The organism is Rhodococcus qingshengii JCM 15477, from assembly GCF_023221595.1.
GTDB lineage: Bacteria > Actinomycetota > Actinomycetes > Mycobacteriales > Mycobacteriaceae > Rhodococcus_F > Rhodococcus_F qingshengii.
This window is the reverse complement of the sequence record NZ_CP096563.1, coordinates 430,460-451,006: the sequence shown is the minus strand read 5'-3', so window position 1 is coordinate 451,006 and position 20,547 is coordinate 430,460. Positions and strand designations below refer to the sequence as shown.

General features: G+C 61.9%; 11 protein-coding genes. 1 reads left to right on the top strand and 10 read right to left on the bottom strand.

Translation table 11 applies throughout. The features are described from left to right. Positions 1 to 22: 22 nt before the first annotated feature. The 5 genes from M0639_RS02045 to M0639_RS02025 all read right to left on the bottom strand — a co-directional run bounded on the left by M0639_RS02045 (position 23) and on the right by M0639_RS02025 (position 13,920). A complete protein-coding gene (locus tag M0639_RS02045; protein WP_007731553.1) occupies positions 23 to 1,237 on the bottom strand; it encodes an acetyl-CoA C-acetyltransferase in 1,215 nt (404 codons plus the stop codon). A 222-nt stretch (positions 1,238 to 1,459) separates the two neighbouring features. Then, the gene (locus M0639_RS02040) at positions 1,460 to 3,286 is read right to left on the bottom strand and encodes a multicopper oxidase family protein (protein WP_064073537.1); all 1,827 of its coding nucleotides are present in this window, start codon (positions 3,284 to 3,286) and stop codon (positions 1,460 to 1,462) included. Positions 3,287 to 3,374: 88 nt separating this feature from the next. Further along, the gene (locus M0639_RS02035; protein ID WP_064073538.1) at positions 3,375 to 4,931 is read right to left on the bottom strand and encodes a hypothetical protein; all 1,557 of its coding nucleotides are present in this window, start codon (positions 4,929 to 4,931) and stop codon (positions 3,375 to 3,377) included. Beyond that, positions 4,928 to 11,029, bottom strand: a complete 6,102-nt coding sequence (locus M0639_RS02030; RefSeq protein ID WP_064073539.1) for a type I polyketide synthase — start codon at positions 11,027 to 11,029, stop codon at positions 4,928 to 4,930. The genes M0639_RS02035 and M0639_RS02030 overlap by 4 nt, the downstream gene beginning before the upstream one ends. 677 nt (positions 11,030 to 11,706) lie before the next feature. Further along, positions 11,707 to 13,920, bottom strand: a complete 2,214-nt coding sequence (locus M0639_RS02025) for a DNA polymerase III subunit gamma and tau (RefSeq protein WP_064073540.1) — start codon at positions 13,918 to 13,920, stop codon at positions 11,707 to 11,709. Between the two features lie 162 nt (positions 13,921 to 14,082). On the opposite strand from M0639_RS02025, the gene M0639_RS02020 reads away from it, so the two are divergent. Beyond that, positions 14,083 to 15,396, top strand: a complete 1,314-nt coding sequence (locus M0639_RS02020; RefSeq protein WP_003943791.1) for an ammonium transporter — start codon at positions 14,083 to 14,085, stop codon at positions 15,394 to 15,396. 6 nt (positions 15,397 to 15,402) lie between these two features. Here M0639_RS02020 and M0639_RS02015 read toward each other — a convergent pair whose 3' ends face one another. From M0639_RS02015 to M0639_RS01995, 5 genes are all read right to left on the bottom strand, one after another. Next, positions 15,403 to 15,774, bottom strand: a complete 372-nt coding sequence (locus tag M0639_RS02015) for a carboxymuconolactone decarboxylase family protein (RefSeq protein ID WP_020905896.1) — start codon at positions 15,772 to 15,774, stop codon at positions 15,403 to 15,405. Positions 15,775 to 15,782: 8 nt separating this feature from the next. Further along, positions 15,783 to 17,372: a long-chain-fatty-acid--CoA ligase gene (locus M0639_RS02010; RefSeq protein WP_064073541.1), complete on the bottom strand. Its 1,590-nt coding sequence runs from the start codon at positions 17,370 to 17,372 to the stop codon at positions 15,783 to 15,785. Next, the gene (locus M0639_RS02005; RefSeq protein ID WP_064073542.1) at positions 17,365 to 17,988 is read right to left on the bottom strand and encodes an RBBP9/YdeN family alpha/beta hydrolase; all 624 of its coding nucleotides are present in this window, start codon (positions 17,986 to 17,988) and stop codon (positions 17,365 to 17,367) included. The genes M0639_RS02010 and M0639_RS02005 overlap by 8 nt, the downstream gene beginning before the upstream one ends. Continuing rightward, positions 17,988 to 19,349 (bottom strand): MFS transporter, encoded by a 1,362-nt coding sequence (locus tag M0639_RS02000; protein WP_064073543.1) that lies wholly within the window; start codon positions 19,347 to 19,349, stop codon positions 17,988 to 17,990. Before M0639_RS02000 ends, M0639_RS02005 begins: the two co-directional genes overlap by 1 nt. Before the next feature lie 97 nt (positions 19,350 to 19,446). Continuing rightward, positions 19,447 to 20,499: a beta-keto acid cleavage family enzyme gene (locus tag M0639_RS01995; protein ID WP_003943988.1), complete on the bottom strand. Its 1,053-nt coding sequence runs from the start codon at positions 20,497 to 20,499 to the stop codon at positions 19,447 to 19,449. Between the last annotated feature and the right edge of the window lie 48 nt (positions 20,500 to 20,547).

The window sequence follows — 20,547 nt, the reverse complement described above, 5'->3', positions numbered from 1 at the left end:
CGTTGGAAGGACGGACGCCGCGTCAGACGCGCTCGATGATGGTGGCAACGCCCATACCGCCGCCGATGCACAGGGTGATGAGGGCGCGCTTGCCGCCACGACGCTCGAGCTCGTCGACCATCGTTCCGGTGATCATCGCGCCGGTTGCACCGAGTGGGTGACCCATGGCGATCGCGCCACCGTTGACGTTGAGCTTCTCGTCCGGGATGTTCAGGTCCTTCTGGAACTTCAGGACGACGGAAGCGAATGCCTCGTTGATCTCGAAGAGGTCGATGTCGTCGACCGTCAGGCCGGCAGCTGCCAGAACCTTCTTCGACGCCGGCGTCGGGCCGGTGAGCATGATGGTGGAGTCGGCGCCGCTGGTGGCGGTGGCGACGACGCGAGCGCGCGGCGTCAGACCCATGTCCTTGCCGGCCTGCTCGCTACCGACGAGCACGAGGGCAGCGCCGTCGACGATCCCCGAGCTGTTGCCGCCGTGGTGAACGTGGTTGATCTTCTCGACCCAGTGGTACTTCTGCAGCGACACGGCGTCGAATCCGCCGATTTCACCGATCACACCGAACGCGGGAGCCAAGCCGGCGAGGTTCTCTGCCGTGGTGCCCGGACGCATGTGCTCGTCGTTGTCGAGGATGGTGATGCCGTTGATGTCCTTGACCGGCACTACCGACTTGGCGAAGTATCCGCCGGTCCACGCCTTGGCGGCGAGGTCCTGCGAGCGCACGGCGTATGCGTCGACGTCGTCACGCGAGAAGCCCTCGATGGTGGCGATGAGGTCTGCGCCGACGCCCTGCGGCACGAAGTAGTTGTCGTAGTTGGTGGCGGGGTCGAGTGCCCACGGTCCACCGTCGGATCCCATCGGAACGCGGGACATCGACTCGACGCCACCGGCGATCACCAGTTCGTCCCAGCCGGACCGAACCTTCTGAGCAGCCATGTTCACGGCCTCGAGGCCGGAAGCGCAAAAACGGTTGAGCTGAACGCCGCCGACGGTGTCGGGCAGTCCCGCATCGTTGACTGCAACGCGGGCGATGTCCATTCCCTGATCGCCAACGGGGGTGACGACGCCCAGGATGAGGTCGGAGATCCGGTCCTCGTCGAGGTCGGGAAAGCGCACGCGCAGTTCCTGGATCAGACCCGTGACCAGCGAGATCGGCTTGACCGAGTGCAACGACCCGGTCTTCTTGCCGCGGCCTCGCGGGGTACGGATGGCTTCATAAATGAATGCCTCTGTGGTCACTGTGAGGTGTTCCTTCCGTGTAATTCGTCGAACCGGTCTGCAGATCGTCCGCGCCACCTTCGGTGGTGGCGCATGGCCGAGGTACAGACCTCAGCCCTTTCACTGTAGAACGTGTTCCAAATTCATGGGAAGGACCGAAGCGATCCTGCTAGGTGACCGAGGTGATCAGGTGCGCGAACGCCTGCCCGCTTCGGTTCATTTCGGGTGCGCCCCCGGAAGCACTCACGGCACGATGCGATACGGCAACATCATGTCGTGATCTTCGTGATCGAGTAGATGGCAATGCCACACATATCCCTGGAGTCGACCAGAATCAGCCATATCGTGGCGCCCGCCGCCCGTCATCCCACCGCCCGTCATCCCACTGCCCGTCATCCCACCGCTCGGAAGACGATCGAACATCGCGTCGGGATCGAAACCCAGCTCATCCGCGGTGGGGAATCGCACGATGATCCGGGTGACGGTGCCGCCGTCCACCCTGACGGTGTCCTTCATTCCCGCTTCCCACGGCGCCGGCGCGATCATCGGCCCCGCCTCGAACCCTTCGGGCGACGGAGTCCACTTGTTGCCGATCACCGGCTGCGGATGTCGGATCAAGTACTCCAGCGTCCGCATCGGTGTTCTGCCGAGAATCCGGAAATTCACCAGGTGCAGGTGTATCGGATGCGGGTCCGGCGTGGTGTTGACGATGTTCCACTGCTCGACGGTGCCTTGCCGCGGCCTCTCGACGTCCGTGGTGCTGATCGTCAGGTTGTTCAGCGTAATCTGAGCCGGTGGATTCCGCAGTTCCAGTTGCTGGCTCACCGTCACCGTGCGAATTACCGTCGGCTGCTCCAACGGGGCGAGAACGTCACGTTGCCGGCGCCCACCGCGCAGTTGCGACGGAACACCACCGGTGAATCCGCGCCTGGCGTCACCGCGGAACCGGCAGAACAGCGGCATAGTCACTTCACCGATGACAGCGGCGGGTAGCGGGGGCGCCTCGTCGTTGCGAAGCTCCACCGTCGATCCCTCCGACAGTCCGGTGAAATCGACGAGGAGGTCGTACCGCTCCCCCGGTGCGCAGCGGAAGGCATTGACCGCGACGGGTGCGTCGAGCATTCCGGCGTCGTTGCCGATGACCCAGAACGTCATCATGTTCGAGAAGTGAAGATTCCACACACTTGCCGACGACGCATTGACGATGCGGAGGCGGTAAAGGCCCCGAGCCACGGACAGTTCCGGCCACACCTTGCCGTTGACCAAGCCGACGTCGCCCACCGCGCCGCCTTCCCACGATCCTTCCGGGATCAAGATGGTGGATCGGCCGTTCTGGGCGCCTGTCGGCGTGAAGATCTTCTCCTGCAGGATCAACGGGATCTCGAATTCCTCGGCCGGCAACCCCAACGGATTTCCCAGTTCGCCGGTGTCGAATTCATCCCTGATCAGATAGTTGCCGATCAGACCGGCGTAGACGTTGAGCCGGGTGATGCCCATCGCATGATCGTGATACCAGAGGTGGGCGGCTTCCTGACCGTGCAAAAAGTGATGCATCGCAGCCTGTCCCGGCATCACCAGCAGCTCCGGATGGCCGTCGCTCTCAGGTGAAGTGACTCCCCCGTGCAAGTGCAACGACGTCGGCGGGTGCGCACGAAAGTCGGCCTGCATTCCGTGCAGCGTCATATCCATGTCCGCTGCCAACGGATGTCCGGTCAGATCGTTCTCGAACGTCAACATGATCGGCTCGCCGGAATGCGCCTCGACGGTAGGGCCCAGATAACCGCCACCGATCTCTCCGCTGCGGTACGACAGTGCTGGGGACGGGGGAAAATCCCGATGAAAGGCATGTTGCCCCACTTGCGCTGTCAGTGTGATCTCGTTTCCGGAAAGCGTTGACAACGAATGTAGTTCGTCACAGAACGGCTCGAACTCCGGCGAATGAAAAATCAACGGAGACTCGATATCCACACTCCCCGCCGGAGCAGCACCTGCCTTTGCACCCAAAGCAACAGCCGCTGTGCCGACTACCGACCCTTTCAGAACCGATCTTCTGGAAACCCCGATACCCATACATTCCCCTCCCCATCGAAACGGGTTGCGTTCTCCCACAAGGAAAACGCAACCCGTCTCTCCACTTCGATCTCGGAAAATCCCCCGTCTACTTTCCGTCGATCGCCTCCAGCACCGAATCGATCAGCGACTGTGGAAGTTTCGACGGCGGAGAGATTTCCAGTTCTCCCGGAGCGCCCGGCATCGTCCAGACAGTTCTGTGCCGAGCGATCGCGAGCTTCTCCCGTGATCCGTCCTCGTTGACCTTGAAGTACTCGAACTCGAGGTCGATCCCCCTCTCGTAGAGGGCAGACAAGGACATCGTGACCAGGACGTCGTCGAACGGCATGACCTCGCGCAGATGCTCAACCCTGGTGTGCACACAACGAAGTTCCCCGAGAGCGCCTCTGGCCGCCATGGCCTCACGCTGAGAACGGACCAGGAACTTGTCCCGAACCCTCGACTGCCAGATGTAATAGTTGCCGAAGTAGATGTTGCCCACGACGTTTCCGTCCTGCAACGTCGTCGAGAACACCTCGGATTCGAGCAGGTACGGATTGCGCGGCACCATCGGAGCCGAGCGGATCACGGAACCACGATCGACGTTCTTCGGTTCGGTGGGAACAGCGATGTTCTTCGTCCCCGTCGGAATCGTCATCGGCTCGATGAAATCGTGGAAGTACTGCGGCATCGGCCGTGCCGCCACCACACCGTGGGAGAGGATTTCCACCCACGTCGTCTGCATCGCACTCCACCCGATGTGAGTGCGCGTCTCGCCGTCGACCCGGCACCATTCGACATGCAGATTGGTGGTTGCCCGATCCGGACCGGTGAGCTCGGTGATCCAGATCGTCCCCTCGACAATGTCGTCGGTGTACAGGTTCGCATCGATGAACACCTCGGAGTTGTTGGTCACCATGCCCCAACGACCCGTCGCCATGTCCTCCACGATCTGCTTCGAGATCGGTCCGGTTCCCCTCTCTCGCAAAGCGCCCAACCACAGCGCGAAGCTCGCGAACCCCACTGATCCACCGACGTTGCACGCGTCCCGGAACCCGACGGGGAACCGGATCGACACCGCCGGATAGCCGCTCCGGGCCACCACATGCACGTCGGAGCCGTAGGCCATCGGATCGAACTGCGCGAGAGACTTCGCCGACAACGGGCCGGAGTCGAACTGTGGTGCCGGGTCCTGCGCCGGTTCTTCCGCATCCTCCTCATGAGTCACAAACGCGAGAATCCGCTCCTCGTTGTCGGTCAACAGAGCTGGAAAAGTAAGAACCACCACGCTTCCGTCTGCGCCGCCGCGGAAGGTCACTGCGTCGTCCTCCCTGGCGCCCATCGCCAGAGAAACCGACATCTGCCCCGTGGCCTTTCGGATCGCCTCGGCCGCCGCCCACAGCCTGGTTCCCGCACGATCGAGTGATTCGCCGCCCGCGATCAACTCGTCCAGCAGCGGAATCCGCGCCGAACCCAGAAGCGCCTTCCACTGCATGACGGTTCGGGAGCGAATCGGTTCGATGTCACATCCCTGAGGCCAGTCGCCGGCCGAACTGAGTGACTTACTGCCGTCGTGCGAGAGCGAGACATCCACAGAGGGTGGAATATCACCGACGACGACGGGCTTTCCGGTTTCCTGCCATTCGATGGCAAAGGCATTACTCATTTGATCACCACATCCTCATCGAGATGAATGTTCACGGCCGCCTCGGCGATCGGTTTCTCCTGCTCGTGGCGTTCCGACTTGGTCAACTCGTGAATCCCCGGGGTATGCGCGACCACAACCCGCGGGCTCTTCACTCCCAACGCCCGGCTGTGTTGCGCGAGCTTGTCGAGAATGATCTGTGCGTCGCGCGCAGTCGGATCCGCGATTTCCTCAGCCGTAGGACGGCTTTCGTCGTGGGAGAGAATCTGGGAGCGATATCCCTCGAGCTGCATCACCACTCGTCCGTCCTTCACCACCGCCACGTCGGCTTGCATGTGGGTCTCGGTCTGCACCTTGTCGTAGGCGTACGCGGTGAACGAACGAGCCTCGAATCGTCCGTCGTACATGTCGATTCGCGCAATGTTGACCGGAAGGCAGATCTCCCGCGGAACCATGATCTGGCCCGATTGGAGCAGGGAATCGAGGAAGTAGGGATCACCGAGGAGGTGCTGCTTACGGTCGGCTCGCGAAATAGCGCTGAAGAGGATGTGCTCGGAATCGAGGCTCGAGATCTCTTCGAGTCGGCGGAAATCGCCCTCCTGGAACAGCAACCACGAGTAGAGATCGTCCAACGGATCGATGTCGAGCACCGGTCGCGGCAACTCCTTCTCGAACTCCGGCAGTGTTTCGTCCAGTCCGAAGATGAAGTCGGCCGAGAAATGGGGCCGCCCGTACCCGGTCCGTTCGGTGCCGATCGTGACATGCACCCGCGTTCCTGCGGCATCACGATCCTGCTCCACGACGCTTGCCTTGATCTCGACTCTGGTGCCCTCGACGGTGTCGACGACGATCGGTCGATCCAGTTTGATGTCGTCGATGCGGACGCGGCCCAGAGTCACGCGTCCGGTGACATAGGCCGCCGCCTGCGACATCGCCTCGAGCCCGAACACCGTCGGAAGCAGCGCCGATCCCTTCCAGACATGGTCGAGGACAAAAGGATCTGCCGAGGTGGACAACGTCGTCCGGGTAACCAGTTCTACCTGCGGCTCGCAGGTCACCACTTGGTCGATGTAGCGCGACACCGCCGGCAGAGCCGGTGCTGCCGGCGCCCAGGTGTCCAGACCGCCGAGTCGACTGGTCACGACGATACGACTCGCCTCGGGTCCGCTGTCGACCAGGCGAAGGAAATGATCCACTCCCGCAGCCGTCGAAATCGGCATGACACCCATCTTCGCGAGGTGGTTGACACTGCCCATGCGGGCGCCCATGCCGGTCTCCCCCCACACGCTGTACGCGAGCGAGAACGTCCGAGTCTTCGGGTGCCCGGCGGCATACCGCACCACCATTTCGTCGAGAAGCTCGTTTCCGTATGCATACCAACTGTTTCCGGGCATACCTGTGAATCCGATGATGGAAGAGAAGCCCACGAACAGCTTCAGGTCACGATCAGCGAGCGCTTCGACGAAGTTGGCTGCGCCCAGGACCTTAGGTGCAACCTCCTTGAAAGCCGCAGCGCTGTCGACTCTCTCGAACCGCCGCGGAACATTCGCCCCCGCACCGTGGACAAACCCGGTGATCGGCCCAACCTCGACCTCGATCTGGGCGACGACGCCGGCCACCGCCGCAGCATCCGTGACGTTGCAGCGATAGTAGTGAGCGCTCAAACCGGCAGACGTGAAGTCCGCAAGAGTGGAAGCGATTTCGTCACCCGCTTGTCGCTGAGAGCTTCCGATCAGCACTAGTTCGGCGCCTGTCTTTCGGCCGAGAGCCAGAGCGCATTGCGCCATGATGCCTTTCGCGCCACCGGTCACGACCACTACATCCGAACTCCCCAACCCGCTCTCGCGGACGGTGTAGTCGCTCGAGGCGAGAACCCGCGGTTGCAGTGCCGTGCGTCCCATCTCGGTGTCGTAAGTCGCGAACACATAGGATGCAACCGAATCCAACTCGGAGACGACGGTGGTTGCCACCACCGCGTCCGCAGTCGAGCCGTCGAATCCTATGACGCGGACATCCAGTTCGGGGCGCTCGTGATGCACCGAAGCGGCAAAAGCCGCCGCACTCGGTACCGGCGCCGGATTGCCCAACTCGACATCGGTGAACTGAATCACTGCCAATGTGGTTCGTGCGCCTCCACTTTGCTGCGCCGGAACCATCTTGTACATGTGTTCGATCCCACGGCGCAAGCCGATTTCGGTGACGGAATCATCGGTCACACGCGGCATTACGGCAACCACGTGCTGTGCATTCGCAGGAGCGCCGTCGGAGAATGTGCGAATGTCGACCTGAGCACCACGCCCTCGTAGTTCGGATTCCAACCTTCCGACCAAACCGGCGTCGTCACCGATGACGACAAACGTCGTGTCCGTGAGGTCTCGGACTCCGTGCAACGCTGTCTCGCTCCGAACCTTTTCCAGGGTGTAATCGCGAACCCAGGTGAAGCTGTCGGCTGATAGACCCTTTGCCTTCACCGGCAGCGCCCGCGCAACCGGCTGCTGCTGCCCCGACTTCTCTTTCGCGGATCGATCGAGCACTTCGATCAGTTCACCCAGGCTGACGTTGACGAGTTCGGCCGGATCCAGATCACCCTGAACACCCAATCGCGTTGCCACAGTTGCTATCGCATCGGCAGCCTTGATCGAGTCCATGTTCAGGTCGTCGAGCAGGTGGAGATCCACATCGAGAGACTCCACCGGAAATCCGGTGTCCTCCGCGATTACCTCGAGCAGTATTCGCGACACGTCCGACTGCACCGAACTCGCTGCTGGAACGGCAGAACCGAGATTCGGTGATGCCGCAAGGATCAGCGATGCTGCTTCTCCGATCGTGGCATTGGCCAACTCGGCAGGGTCGAGGTCGACAACCTCGAACTGATGCGCAACCTTCGAAATAGCCTCTGCCGCACTGATCGAGTCGAGATTCAGATCATCGAGCAGACGCAGATCCGTCGTGATCGACTCGGCGGGGAATCCCGTCGTATCGGCGAGGATCCTGATCAGCTCACTTTCGACGGACCCAGCGCCCGCGTCAGCGGGCTCTTCGACTACCGGAGCCGAAACCGGCGAAGGAGCTTTCGCTGCCACGGATTCGTGGCCGTTGGTGACTGCCCGCGAAGTCGGAGCAGATGGAGAAGACGCTCCACTGCCTACATCAGCACGAATCACGTCGACGAGGAAGGTCCCGCGTCGGCTCAGGTAATCGGCCAGCGCCGCAGCCGGATCCCCGCCGGACGTACCAAGTGCGAGCGGTTCGGGAGCAGAGGTAACCGTCAGCTTCGCCTCGGCCAGGTTCTCGATGAACACCTTCTGATCGGCAGGAACGAATTCGCGCACGAACCGGCCGTCGAAAAGTTCGTTCCATCGGACCTGAGCGCCGTGTACGTACATCGCGGCCAGTGCGACATTGAAGTCCTCGTCGCGTCCGGACTTGGACGCAACGGGGAAGCAGCGCACGCCGTCGGTCCCATTGATCGCCTTGGTGAGCCCGGTCAGCACACGGCCGGGACCGACCTCGACGAGCAGGTCCACGTCCTGCGAGATTCCACTTACCGTCTTGACCCAGTCGACCGGTGAGACAACCTGTTTGGTGACCAATTCGCGAAGTGCCAGTGGCGTCTGTACGCGTTTCCCTTCGACGCAGGAATACACGGGGCAAGTCAGCGAATCGACTTGCTCGTCAACGGGCGCAGTGGACTTCAGCTCCCGCTCGGCCTCGTTCATCATCTCGGAGTGGAAAGCATTCGACACGGCAAGCGCCTGAGCCGACACTCCGCGCGTCTTCGCGATGGCAACCACATCGTCGACCGCGTCTTTGGTGCCCGAAACCACGGTCTGTGTAGGCGTATTCAGATTCGCGACGGTCGCGTAACCCTTTGTTTCCGCGATGATCGCCTCAGCCGTCGATCGGTCGCAGGTCAGGCTCGCCATCGCGCCGTTTCCACCACCACTGACAGCCATGGCCGCACCCTTCGCCGCAGCCAAGGTGATCAGCGTCTTCTGGTCGTAAGCTCCTGCCGCGTAGAGCGCGGTCAACTCGCCGAGACTGTGGCCGGCGACAGCACTGGGTGTGACACCCAATCGGCGGAGGTACTCGAACCAGAGCAGCGAAGCCAAAGCGACGGCAGGCTGGGTGAACTGCGTCTGGGCGAGATCCCGCTTCCACTTCGCCAATTCCGCAGCGTCAGCGCTCTTGACCGGGTTCCGCAGAATTCGAGGCGTGATCGCCTCCGCTCCAACTCCCTCCAACCAGCCGTCCGCCTCGGTCGCCAGTTCGCGTGCCCACTCGAAGCGCTCGATCAGCACGCGCGCCATCTCTAGTTGTTGGGATCCCTGTCCCGGGAACAGGAATCCGATGTCGTGGTGGACGGCGTTCGAGATCGAGATCTCGTTGCTCACGACCTTCACCTGACCGGATGCAGGAGCGGAGTTCTCGCAGATCACGGCAAGCTGACGCATGCGTTCGGCCAACTGCGCGGGACGTCCGGCCACCACTGCGGCACGGAAGGGCGCGGTCGGCGAGATCACTCGAGAGAGTTTCGCCGAAAAGTCCAGCAGCTCGGCAACACTCAACGGAACCGCCAGATCTGCAACATCCCGCGCTCGGGTCGCCAAGTCCACCGCGGAATCTGCAGAAAGTACGAAAACCTCGGTGTCCTGATACGACGCCATCATCGTGCGGACGTCTTGCGAGGGTGTCAGCTTGCTGGATGGTGCATCAGCCGATTCGATCGCGACGTGGCAGTTGATACCGCCGAAACCCATGGCTTGCGCACCGGCACGCATCTTCTCGGACGGATCTCTGATCTCACCGTTGACGAGCGGAAAGAGTGCCGGCGCTTCGGTTCCGAACGCCGGGTTCGGGTCGGTGCAACCGGCGAGCGGCGGAAGGATTCGTTGATTGACGGCCATGGTCGCCTTGATCAGCGCAAGGATGCCCGACGCCGCCTTCGTGTGCCCGATCAACGACTTCAGTGACGTCATGCCGATGCTACGAGCCTCGACGGGCCCGTCCGTCTGAGCGGCCTGCTGGACGCCGGCCAGTTCGACGGGGTCTCCGACGGGAGTACCAGTTCCGTGTCCTTCGACGAAGGCAACCTCGCTGGCCGCGAATCCCGCTCGCGAGTATGCGCGACGGATCATCTCGGCCTGAGTTTCGGCGCGGGGCTTGGTGATTCCACCCTTGCCATCGGTGGAGATGCCCCAGCCGCGAATCGTCGCGTACACGTAGTCGCCGTCCGCCCTGGCGTCCTCGAGTCGTTTCAAGGCCACGAATCCGCAACCTTCACCCGGGATGAATCCGCTTCGGCTTGCGTCGTACACGTTCATGTCGCCACGGGTCAGTGCACCCAAACGGGCGAATCCCACCAGTTCCAAAGGATCCAAGCTGACGTCGACTCCCCCTGCCAAGACGAAGTCGGCCGCGCCGGACGCCAGCTTTTCGGCTGCAGTCGCCACCGCGAGCATTCCGGACGCGCACGCACCGTCCACGACGTACCCGCCGCCGTTGAAGTCGAGATAATTGCAGATCCGGCCGGCAATCGTATTCGACAACATGCCGGCGAGAGTGTCTTCACTCGGCTCCACCAATGGGCCCTTGTAGACATCTTCCATCGTCTCGGCGAGAGCATCAGCGACGGAACTGTCCAACTGGCGCGCTTCGGCTGCGACAGCGAGTGCGCGCTTGACGTAAGGCCAACGCAAACGCATCGACCACATCCGGGATTCTTCACCGGTGAGGGAGTTGCCGACGATTGCGGCGCTGCGTCCAGTGGGTACCGATCCTCGGCTGTAGCCCGCGTCCGTCAAAGCCCCGAGTGCTGTTTCCAGAGCCAACCAGTGTGTGAGATCTGTCGACTTGAAGGTCCGCTCCGGTATCCGGCGACCGACCCAGTCGAATTCGAAACCATCCATGAACGCGCCGCGATCGGCGTATGTCTTGTCGACGTCGTCAGGGCTCGCGCTCCAGTAGTCGTCGAGGGACATCCGTGACTCCGGAAACTTTCGGAATTGCATCCGACGCGCGAGGACGTTCTCCCAAAATCCTTGCAGATCATGTGCACCGGGGGACCACATGCTCATCCCGACTATCGCAATCGCAGGATTAGTTGAATCTTCAGTCATCTTACACTTCCTATTTTCGCGCGCATCCACGGGAGACTCAATCGACCGAAGACTAACCACGCCCTCATCGGTGTGTAAAACGCAGATTCACCTCAAGGCATAAACAAATAACAAAGGTCGTTCGTCGCAATGAACGTGTTTCAGCAATTTGACAGCAATCGAGAGTTAGCTGTAACTCGGAGTTACTTATTTGCTTCGCAACCGGTCATGCTCCTGCTTGAACATCCGTACCGGATCCCGGTTTCACGGCCGCCATCTACTCGCGATCGGCAAATATTCAGTTGAATATGCACCGAAATACCGCAATGCCGAACATGTGGCCAATTCGCCGAATGTCCCAAATTGGTCGATCCCCGCAAAACAAACATCCGACAACTATCAATCTGAACATTCGTGACACACCGAAATTTAACAGCAGCACTCGAATGCCCATCAGACAACGAGAACTTCCAGATATTCTTCGGCGACCATCGTCCGAATCGACGTTTCGTTACACCGGAACTGAGCGAACGAATGTGCCAGCAAACCAGCCACATACAATTCAGCTTTGCGAGGCCGAGCCGGTGCGCTTTCGAGACGCGCGCACACAAAGGGAACGGCACTTATAACAATTCGATCACACAGTGGTGCAGCTGGATTCCGACAGCTGTTTCACGCACACGGACCGACTCGGCAACTCAGCTTTCGAGGCGGCGAGCTCCGAGGACGTCCTTGAGGAGTTCCTTTGCAACATCCTCGGGATCACGTCTGGCAGTCGGATCAGCGGGCTCAGCCGCCTCCGCAAACATCTCGTCCTCGTCCTCCGGCGTTGCAGGCGGAGGAGTTGCCTCGTAGTCGACCTCAGGAGCAGGCGCCGGTCCAGGGTCTTCCGGATAGTCGGGGGCCTCGGGCGGCGGAATGTCGTCCGAATCTCCGCGCTGGGGCTGCGGGGCCTTGGGCTGCTGCGCTGCGCGCTCCTGACTGGGCCGTGAGAAGCGGGGCGCAGCGGCAGGGCGGCTCGGAGCTTCTGTCGCCTTGGTTGCGCTCGATACTGTCGGCGCTGTAGGCGCACCTTCTTGATACTCGACTTGCCAAGTGCCACCGAACATTTCGGCAAGGACCTCGCAAATGACCGCCGCGTTGTGCGGTTGCGTCACACGAGCACCCAGGACCGGTGAGCCGTGAGCGATGACAACGACATGTCCACGCACGTCGTGAACCGTCGCAGCGGACAGCATGGCCGGAAGAACCTTGTTTCGTTCACCGACCTTGTTGCGCAAGGTGTTCCACGATTCACGGAGAGTCTCGACTGTGGGGCCTGCCGAGACCGGCGCAGCTTCGGCAACCGCCGGCTCGTCGAACTCGGGCTCGGGCTCGTAGTCGGGTTCCGGCTCGGCAAGCCCGATCAGCTCTTCCGCCTCGACAGAAGCAGTAACCGGTGGTTCAACCACAGGAGCTTCAACTATTGGAGCTTCGGCAACCGGAGCTTCAACCACCGGAGCCTCGGCAACCGGCGGTTCCACGATCTCGACAGTGGGAGTCTCGACGACGGGAACTGCCGCTACCGGAGGTTCGACGACAGGAGCCTCCACAACCGGCGGCGCCGCAGCTGGAGCAGGCGCGGCTGGTTCCGGCCGTGCCTCAGGCTCGGCCTTGCGTTGAGAGGGCCGTTGGAACTTGGAAGCAATCTCCGGTTCGAGCGGCGGCACGGTGGGTGCCGGCGTTGCTGCCGCGCGAGGAGCAGCCGCGACTCCGGCAGCCGGAATACCTTGTTCCAGGCGCTCCAGCCGCTGCAATACAGCTGACTCGGTGTCGGAGGCCGACGGCAGCAGCATTCGCGCGCACATCACTTCGAGCAGCAGCCGCGGCGCCGTCGCACCACGCATTTCGCTGAGTCCGGCATGGACAGTTTCGGCGAAGCGGGTGAGCGTGGCCGGGCCGACTCGTTGAATCTGCTCACGCATCGTGACCAGCTCCGCTTCCGGAGCGTCGACCAATCCTCGTTCGCTGGCGTCGGAAACAGCCTGCATCAAGATGAGATCACGCAGGCGCTCGAGAAGATCGAGCGCGAATCGGCGTGGATCGTGACCGGCGTCCATCACGCGATCGACAGTGCCGAACAACGCGGCCCCGTCACTGGCAGACAGGGCGTCTACTGCTTCGTCGATGAGCGCGACGTCGGTGACTCCGAGAAGAGAGAGAGCGCGCGGATACGTGACACCTTCTTCTCCTGCGCCCGCGAGCAGCTGATCGAGGACACTCAACGAGTCACGAGGGGAACCGCCGCCGGCCTTGATGACCAGTGGATACACCGCAGGCTCGACCGGTACGCCCTCCTGGGCGCAGATCTTTTCCAGGAGTCCGCGCATGGTCGACGGCGCCAACAGGCGGAACGGGTAATGGTGTGTACGCGAACGGATGGTCGGGAGAACCTTTTCCGGTTCCGTCGTCGCAAAGATGAAGATGAGGTGTTCCGGCGGCTCTTCGACGATCTTGAGCAGCGCATTGAAACCCGCCGCCGTCACCATGTGTGCCTCGTCGATGATGAAGACGCGGTAGCGAGATGCGGCGGGTGCGTGGAACGCCTTGTCTCGGAGTTCTCGGGTGTCGTCGACGCCACCGTGACTTGCGGCGTCGAGTTCCGTCACATCCAGGTTGCCTGTGCCGCCCGGGCCCAGCGAAACGCACGAGTCGCATACGTTGCACGGCGTCGACGTCGGTCCCTGCTCACAGTTCAGCGAACGCGCCAGGATTCGCGCCGACGACGTCTTTCCGCAGCCGCGCGGGCCGGAAAACAGGTAGGCATGGTTGATGCGTCCGGTGTCGAGGGCCGTGCTGAGCGGTGCGGTGACATGCTCCTGCCCCACCACCTCGGCGAAGGACGCGGGTCGATACTTCCGGTACAGGGCCACGCGCAAAGACTACCGGCGACCCACGACAGGTGGTCCGGTGCGGGTGCAACGCCGACTTCTCCCGAAACATGTTCGCAACACAATCGCAGTGCGGAGGAAACCGCACGCACTCATCGTGGGTTCCGTGCACGCGGGCTGGTCCGCGTGCGTGAGGAGAAAACTGTGCCCGCCACCATCGATGCCGGAGCAACTGCCTGGTTGCTCGTCAGTACTGCACTCGTACTTCTGATGACGCCAGGACTCGCACTGTTCTACGGCGGCATGGTCCGCTCGACGGGCGTACTCAACATGATCATGATGAGTTTCGTCTCGATCGCACTCGTCACGGTTGCGTGGTTGTTCGTGGGCTACAGCCTCGTGTTCGGCGACGATCACGGTGGCATCATCGGCGGACTCGAGCACATCGGCATGGCGGGCATCGACCCGTCGACGGTGCACGGGAATGTCCCGGAAGTGTTGTTCGCAACCTTCCAATTGACGTTCGCAATCCTTACTGCAGCGCTCATCAGTGGTGCGATCGCCGACCGCGCGAAGTTCTCCGCCTGGATGATCTTCGTCCCCATCTGGTCCTTGCTCGTCTATGTCCCCGTCGCTCACTGGGTGTGGAATCCGCAGGGATGGCTCGCCCAGATGGGCGCACTCGACTACGCCGGTGGCCTCGTGGTCGAAATCGTGTCCGGAGCGTCGGGTCTGGCATTGGCACTGGTCCTCGGCCAGCGGATGGGTTTCAAGGCCGAGTCGATGCGTCCGCACAATCTGCCGTTCGTCCTGCTCGGCGTAGGCCTGCTCTGGTTCGGTTGGTTCGGATTCAACGCCGGCTCGGCCCTTGCGGCCGACGGTATGGCCTCGCAGATCTTCCTCAACACACTCGTCGCCGGTTGCACCGGACTACTCGGCTGGCTGTTCGTCGAGCAGAATCGTGACGGACACCCCACCACGTTCGGCGCAGCTTCGGGCGTCGTCGCCGGTCTGGTCGCGATCACCCCGTCGTGCGGAACGGTGAACATGTTCGGTGCGCTCGTCATCGGTCTGATCGCCGGCATCGTCTGCTCGTACGCCGTGGGATGGAAGCACAAGCTCGGCTACGACGACTCCCTCGACGTCGTCGGCGTGCACCTCGTCGGCGGAATCGTCGGCTCGTTGTTGATCGGACTCCTCGCGACGGCCGTGATGACAGGCGGTCCGGAAGGTTTGTTCTTCGGCGGTGGATTCGCGCAGTTGGGCAAGCAGTTCGTCGGCGTCGTCGTGGTCGCGCTCTATGCCTTCGGTGTGACCTACGGTCTCGGAAAGCTCATCGACAAGACCTTCGGCTTCCGCATTTCGCGTGAAGACGAGGCCCGCGGAATCGACGTTGCCCTGCACGCGGAGTCGGCCTACGAGCACGGAGTCCTCGGCCACGGTCCGATCGGCGGACAGAACCCGAGCCCGTTCCTCCAGCGTCAGCGGGAGGAACGGGAGAACCGCGAGCGGGACTGACCGCCCTCACCGGTTCGCGATTTCCTCCATCAGGATCGGAACGCCGACATTGCAGGAATGAATCCCGACGACGGTGGTCAGTTTCAGCACCTCGAGAATCTCCTTCGGGGTCACTCCCATGTCGAGCGCGGCGCGAATATGGCGTCGTACGCCGGGTGCGTACATGTGTGTGCTCGCCGCATCGACGGCTATGCACAGCAACTGGATCACCTGAGGTGACAGCACCCCGCTGTTCCAGGGCTGCATCGCTGTCTTCATGTACAGCTCGGTCCACTCGGGATCCAGCTCCGAAAGTCCGTCCCACAACGGATTCCAGCCACCCGAATCCTTCATGGCCTGGGTCACGGGAAAAGCTTCACTTGCTCGAACGTCAGTCATCGATCTCCTCAGGCCATCGAAAATGCTTGATTCAGTTCACGTTTGAGAATCTTTCCGGTTGCCGTCATCGGCAGCGACGGCACGAACTCGATGCGACGCGGATATTTGTAGGCGGCCATCTGTTCCCGCGTCCATTCCACGAGATCCGATTCGGAGATCTCTTCACTCGGCTCTCGGATCACGAACGCGACAACTTCTTCGCCGAGGCTCGAGTCCGGCACCCCGACGACGGCGACGAGTGAGACGGCTGGGTGAGTGAGCAGAACCTCTTCGATTTCGCGTGGGTAGACGTTGAATCCGCCCCGCACGATCATGTCCTTCGCGCGATCGACGATGTAGTAATTTCCGTCGGTATCGACCCGTGCCAAATCCCCGGTGCGAAACCATCCGTCGCGCATGACTTCCGCCGTCGCCTCGGGTCGGTTGAAATAGCCCTTCATGACGTTGTGCCCGCGAATGGCCAACTCTCCCACTTCATCGGGGCCGGCGATCGTGTGCCAAGAGTCGTCGACAAGCCGCGCTTCGACGCCCCAGATCGGCACGCCGATCGAACCGGGCCGGGGGTCGCTCTCCGGGTCACTGAACAAGGCCAACGGAGAGGTCTCGGACAACCCGTACCCTTCGGGGATCTGAACACCGAAGCGTTCCCTGAACTGTGTCAAGATTTCGACGGGAAGCGCTGCACCACCGGAGATCGCGCACCGCATGTTCTGTGCAACGGTCTCGATATCCACCCCGGATTTCACTACCTCCTCCAGCACGCCGAGCAGTCCCCAATACATGGTCGGGACGCCCGCGAAGACCGAGATCTTTTCGCGTTCCATGATCTCGCGTGCCGCGGTCGCATCGAAGCGCGGCATCAACACCAAGGTGGCACCGACGCAGATTCCCGCATTCATGGTCACTGTCTGGCCGAACGAGTGGAACAACGGCAAAGTCAGGAGATAACGCTCATGCATGGACGGAACGCTCTCGAACAACCGGTTGGTCGACAGTGCATTCAAGACCATGTTGCAGTGAGTGAGTTCGGCGCCCTTGGGCTTTCCGGTCGTGCCGCTGGTGTAGAGGATGACCGCGGTGTCCGTCGGTTCACGAACAACCGCGACTGCAGGCGTTTCCGTGCCGGACACGGATGCCAGTGCTTCGCCTAGAGTCTCGACTCCGAGGATCGATGACGGTGCACCCGACTCGGCGCTGATCACGATCAGGGCCGAACAGGTCTCGCTCTGCTCGAACCCGGCGATGGCGTACTCAGCGATCGGCAATTCGGGACTTCCCTCGAAACAGAAGTACAGCTTTGCTTCCGAATCAGCCAGGTGATAGGCGATTTCGCGCCCCTTGAGCAGAATGTTCAGAGGAACGACGACGCCGCCGGCCTTGAGAATGCCGTAGTAGACGATCGGGAACTCGAGAACGTTCGGGCAGGACAACGCCACCTTGTCACCTGGCTCGACACCCCGCGAGACGAGCAGATGGGCGATGCGATTCGCGTAGGCGTCGAACTGCGCATACGTCAGCCTCGCTTCCCCGAGAACCAGCGCATCCCGTTCCGGGTATCGCCGGGCCGAATCTTCCAGCAGAGCAGCAAGATCAAGCACGACTGTGTTCCTCCTGCGCCTCGGAATCCGTGGCATGAGACGAGGCAGCGCGCGACACCGACTCGAGCAGTTCCCGCACCAACGATTCCGCCCGCGGCCAATACCCGTATCCGGACGCCGGATTGAGGTGTCCGACCTCGCCCAGATCCAGTAACCGACTCCCCCATCCTTCAGCCAAACCCACAACTCGGCGATACCCGGCCAGCGGATCGTTCCGACTCGCCGCGACCGTGCTCGGAAACGGCAGACGCTGACGCGGTATCGGTAGCCACCCGTGTCGGTCGAGATCTTCGAGAGACGGATAAGACTCGGGCAGCGGAAGTTCGAGATCCGCCGGCGTGACCAGAAGTGCGCCCGCAACCTCTCGATGATGCGCCCTCGCCCAGTGAGCAACTGTCATGACTCCGGCGCTGTGCCCGACCAGGACCACCGGCCCGCAGACACTTGTCAGCACCTCGTTCAATGCCGCAACCCGCGCATCGCGGCTGAGCTTGTCGGTCTCGAGGGGAGGAACCGTCAGAACGATGTCGAGCCTGCGCGCGAGGTGAGTCTGCCAATGATCTTCGACATGATCCCGCAGACCGGGAACCATTACTACCGTAGTTGATTCATTCATCATGAGCTCCGAACGTCTGTTACTTCAGTGGCGCCGGGGATCTCGGGCCGATTCTGCAACGTCGCCAGCCGCCTCATCCCGGCGGGATAGGCACGCTTGCCGGCTACCAACGCGAGGGCCGCGACGACATAGACGAAGGGCGAAAGCTGTAGAGCGCCGAGAAGACCCAGGTGATCGGCGAGGATGCCGACAACGAAGGGACCGAGCGCCAGCCCGAGAAGGTTGTTGGCGACGGTGAGCGTTCCCATGGCCGACGCTCGAATCGAGTGATGGGTAAGGTTCGCGACCATCGCTGCCGTCGGCCCCGACGAACCGGCGGAGAAGAATGCACCGATACCGAGCAACACGAGTTGTGCTGTCCCCGTGCCCAACCGGAGCCCGATGCTCAGCGTCACCAACGAGATGGCGCAGTAGACGATGGCGGTGGTCCATTTTCGCGCCGAATCGTCGCGGCTGAATCTATCTGTGATGAAACCGCAGACCACCATCCCGCTTCCGACCAGGAGGACGAACACGGAAGCCGTGACACCGGCCTTGTCCGGGGCCAAATCGTAGTAACGATTGAAGAAGCTCGGCAACCACGCCAGAAGTACAGCGGCGGTGAACATCTGGAGACCACCACCGATATAGGCGAACAACACGGCGGGATTGGTGAACAGCGAGGACACCGGCGCACGAAAACCGTCGTGTCTCACCGCTTCCCCGGCGGCATCCGGCGCGGCCTCGACGGCGTAAGCGGTGAGCTTCTTCTCGGTGACGAGGGCACGGAAGAGCGCGACCAGAATCAGACCGAAGATTGCCATGGCGGCAAAAGACCACCGCCAACTGAACTGGACTGCGATGAACCCACCGATTGCCACACCGATGACCGAACCGAACGATCCACCGGCCATGAAGGCACCTGCAAGAGCTGCGTGCACGCGGGGCGCAAACACACTGAGGACCACGGCGATACCCACGCTGCCGTACGCCGCTTCACCGACACCGACCAGGAACCGGGCGCCCAACATCTGTTCGTAGGTCTGAGCGATTGCGCACAGCAACGTCGCGACACTCCACAACACCGCCATCAAGATCAAGCTCTTGACGCGGCCCCAGCGGTCCGCGAGCAGCGACAACGGGAACGTCAACAGCCCGACCATCAATGCCACCACGCTGCTCAGGGAGGCGAGGTGCGAATCGGAGAGATCCCAGTCCGCTTTCAGGATCGGGAAGACTGCACTGAGCACCTGCCTCGACATGTAGTCCGAGAGCAGAAGACCGAAAGCCAGGGCGAAAACGATCCACGGGTATAACTTTCGTCGTCCGCCGATTCCGAGCACGGTGTCCACACGTGGCGTGGCGGGAGCTTGCAGTCCCATGACTCTCCTAGGAAGTACTCGAGGTAGACGGGGGGATTCGGGGGTACGAACCGTCGCGGTTCGTACCCCCGGAACTGTTGTACGAGAGGGTGCGAACTCAGGCGTGCTGCGTGAATCCCAGCTGGCCGATCCGGCGGTTGGGCGCGTAACCCAGCTTCGCCAACGTCTCGTCGGTGTCGGCATACGTCTCACCGATCCGGTAGATGTCCCGAGCTTCCTTCGCCGTAGCCACCTCGCGGCCCAATTCGCCTGCAATGCGCACCAACTGCTCGATCTGCTGCACCGACGTCATCTTCTCGCCCTTGCGGCCCCAGATGGTGTCCTCGTTGCCGCAGCGAGCGTGCAAGCCCATCGCGATGGCCATCGTGTTCACCGGCAGGACGCTACGCATCAGCGTTTCCAGCGTCAGGCACGCACCGTCGGGAACACGCTGGACGAAGTTCATCATGTTGTACGGGTTGGGTCCGTCGAAGCCGCCGCCGATTGCGACCCACGTGAGGTTGACCGGACCCGTGTAGATGCCGCGTCGGATCAACCGCTCCACCGTTTCGAGCTGCGGAATACTGGACAACTGGAAATGCGGCTGGATTCCGGCGGCCTGCAACCGGCGCAGGTGCTCTGCCACCCACTCCGGACCGGCGGGCACAGTCATTTCCCGATACGTATCGGCCAATTCCGGACGCTGCATCGACGTACCCGCGATGTCGTCGTCGGTCATCAGTTCCATGATGTTCATCTGGCTGGTATTGATCGCGATCGTCACCTGATCGGGAGCCGGCTCCAATTCCGCCAGCATGTGACGCACGTCGTCGGACAACCACTTCGCATCGGCACCTTCCCCCTCCGGGGCAAACGAAATCGACCCGCCGACCTGCAGAATCATCTCGGGAACGGCCTCACGCAAGCGACCGAGAAGCTCGTTGAACTTCGACAGACGCTTCGAGCCCTTGCCGTCGAGTTCACGCACGTGGATGTGGAGAACTGTGGCACCGGCGTTGAAGCAGTCGACGGCTTGCTGGACGTGCTCGTCCATCGACAGAGGGAGGTCTTCTGCAAAATCGTCCGGCTCCCACTCCGGTCCGTAGGGAGCAACGGTGATGACAAGCTTGTCCTGGGTTTCGGGGAACAGTGAATCGTCGTGGAAATGCATAGCGTGACTCCGATCGAGTGAATGAATTTATCTTCGGGGCTGGGAAGA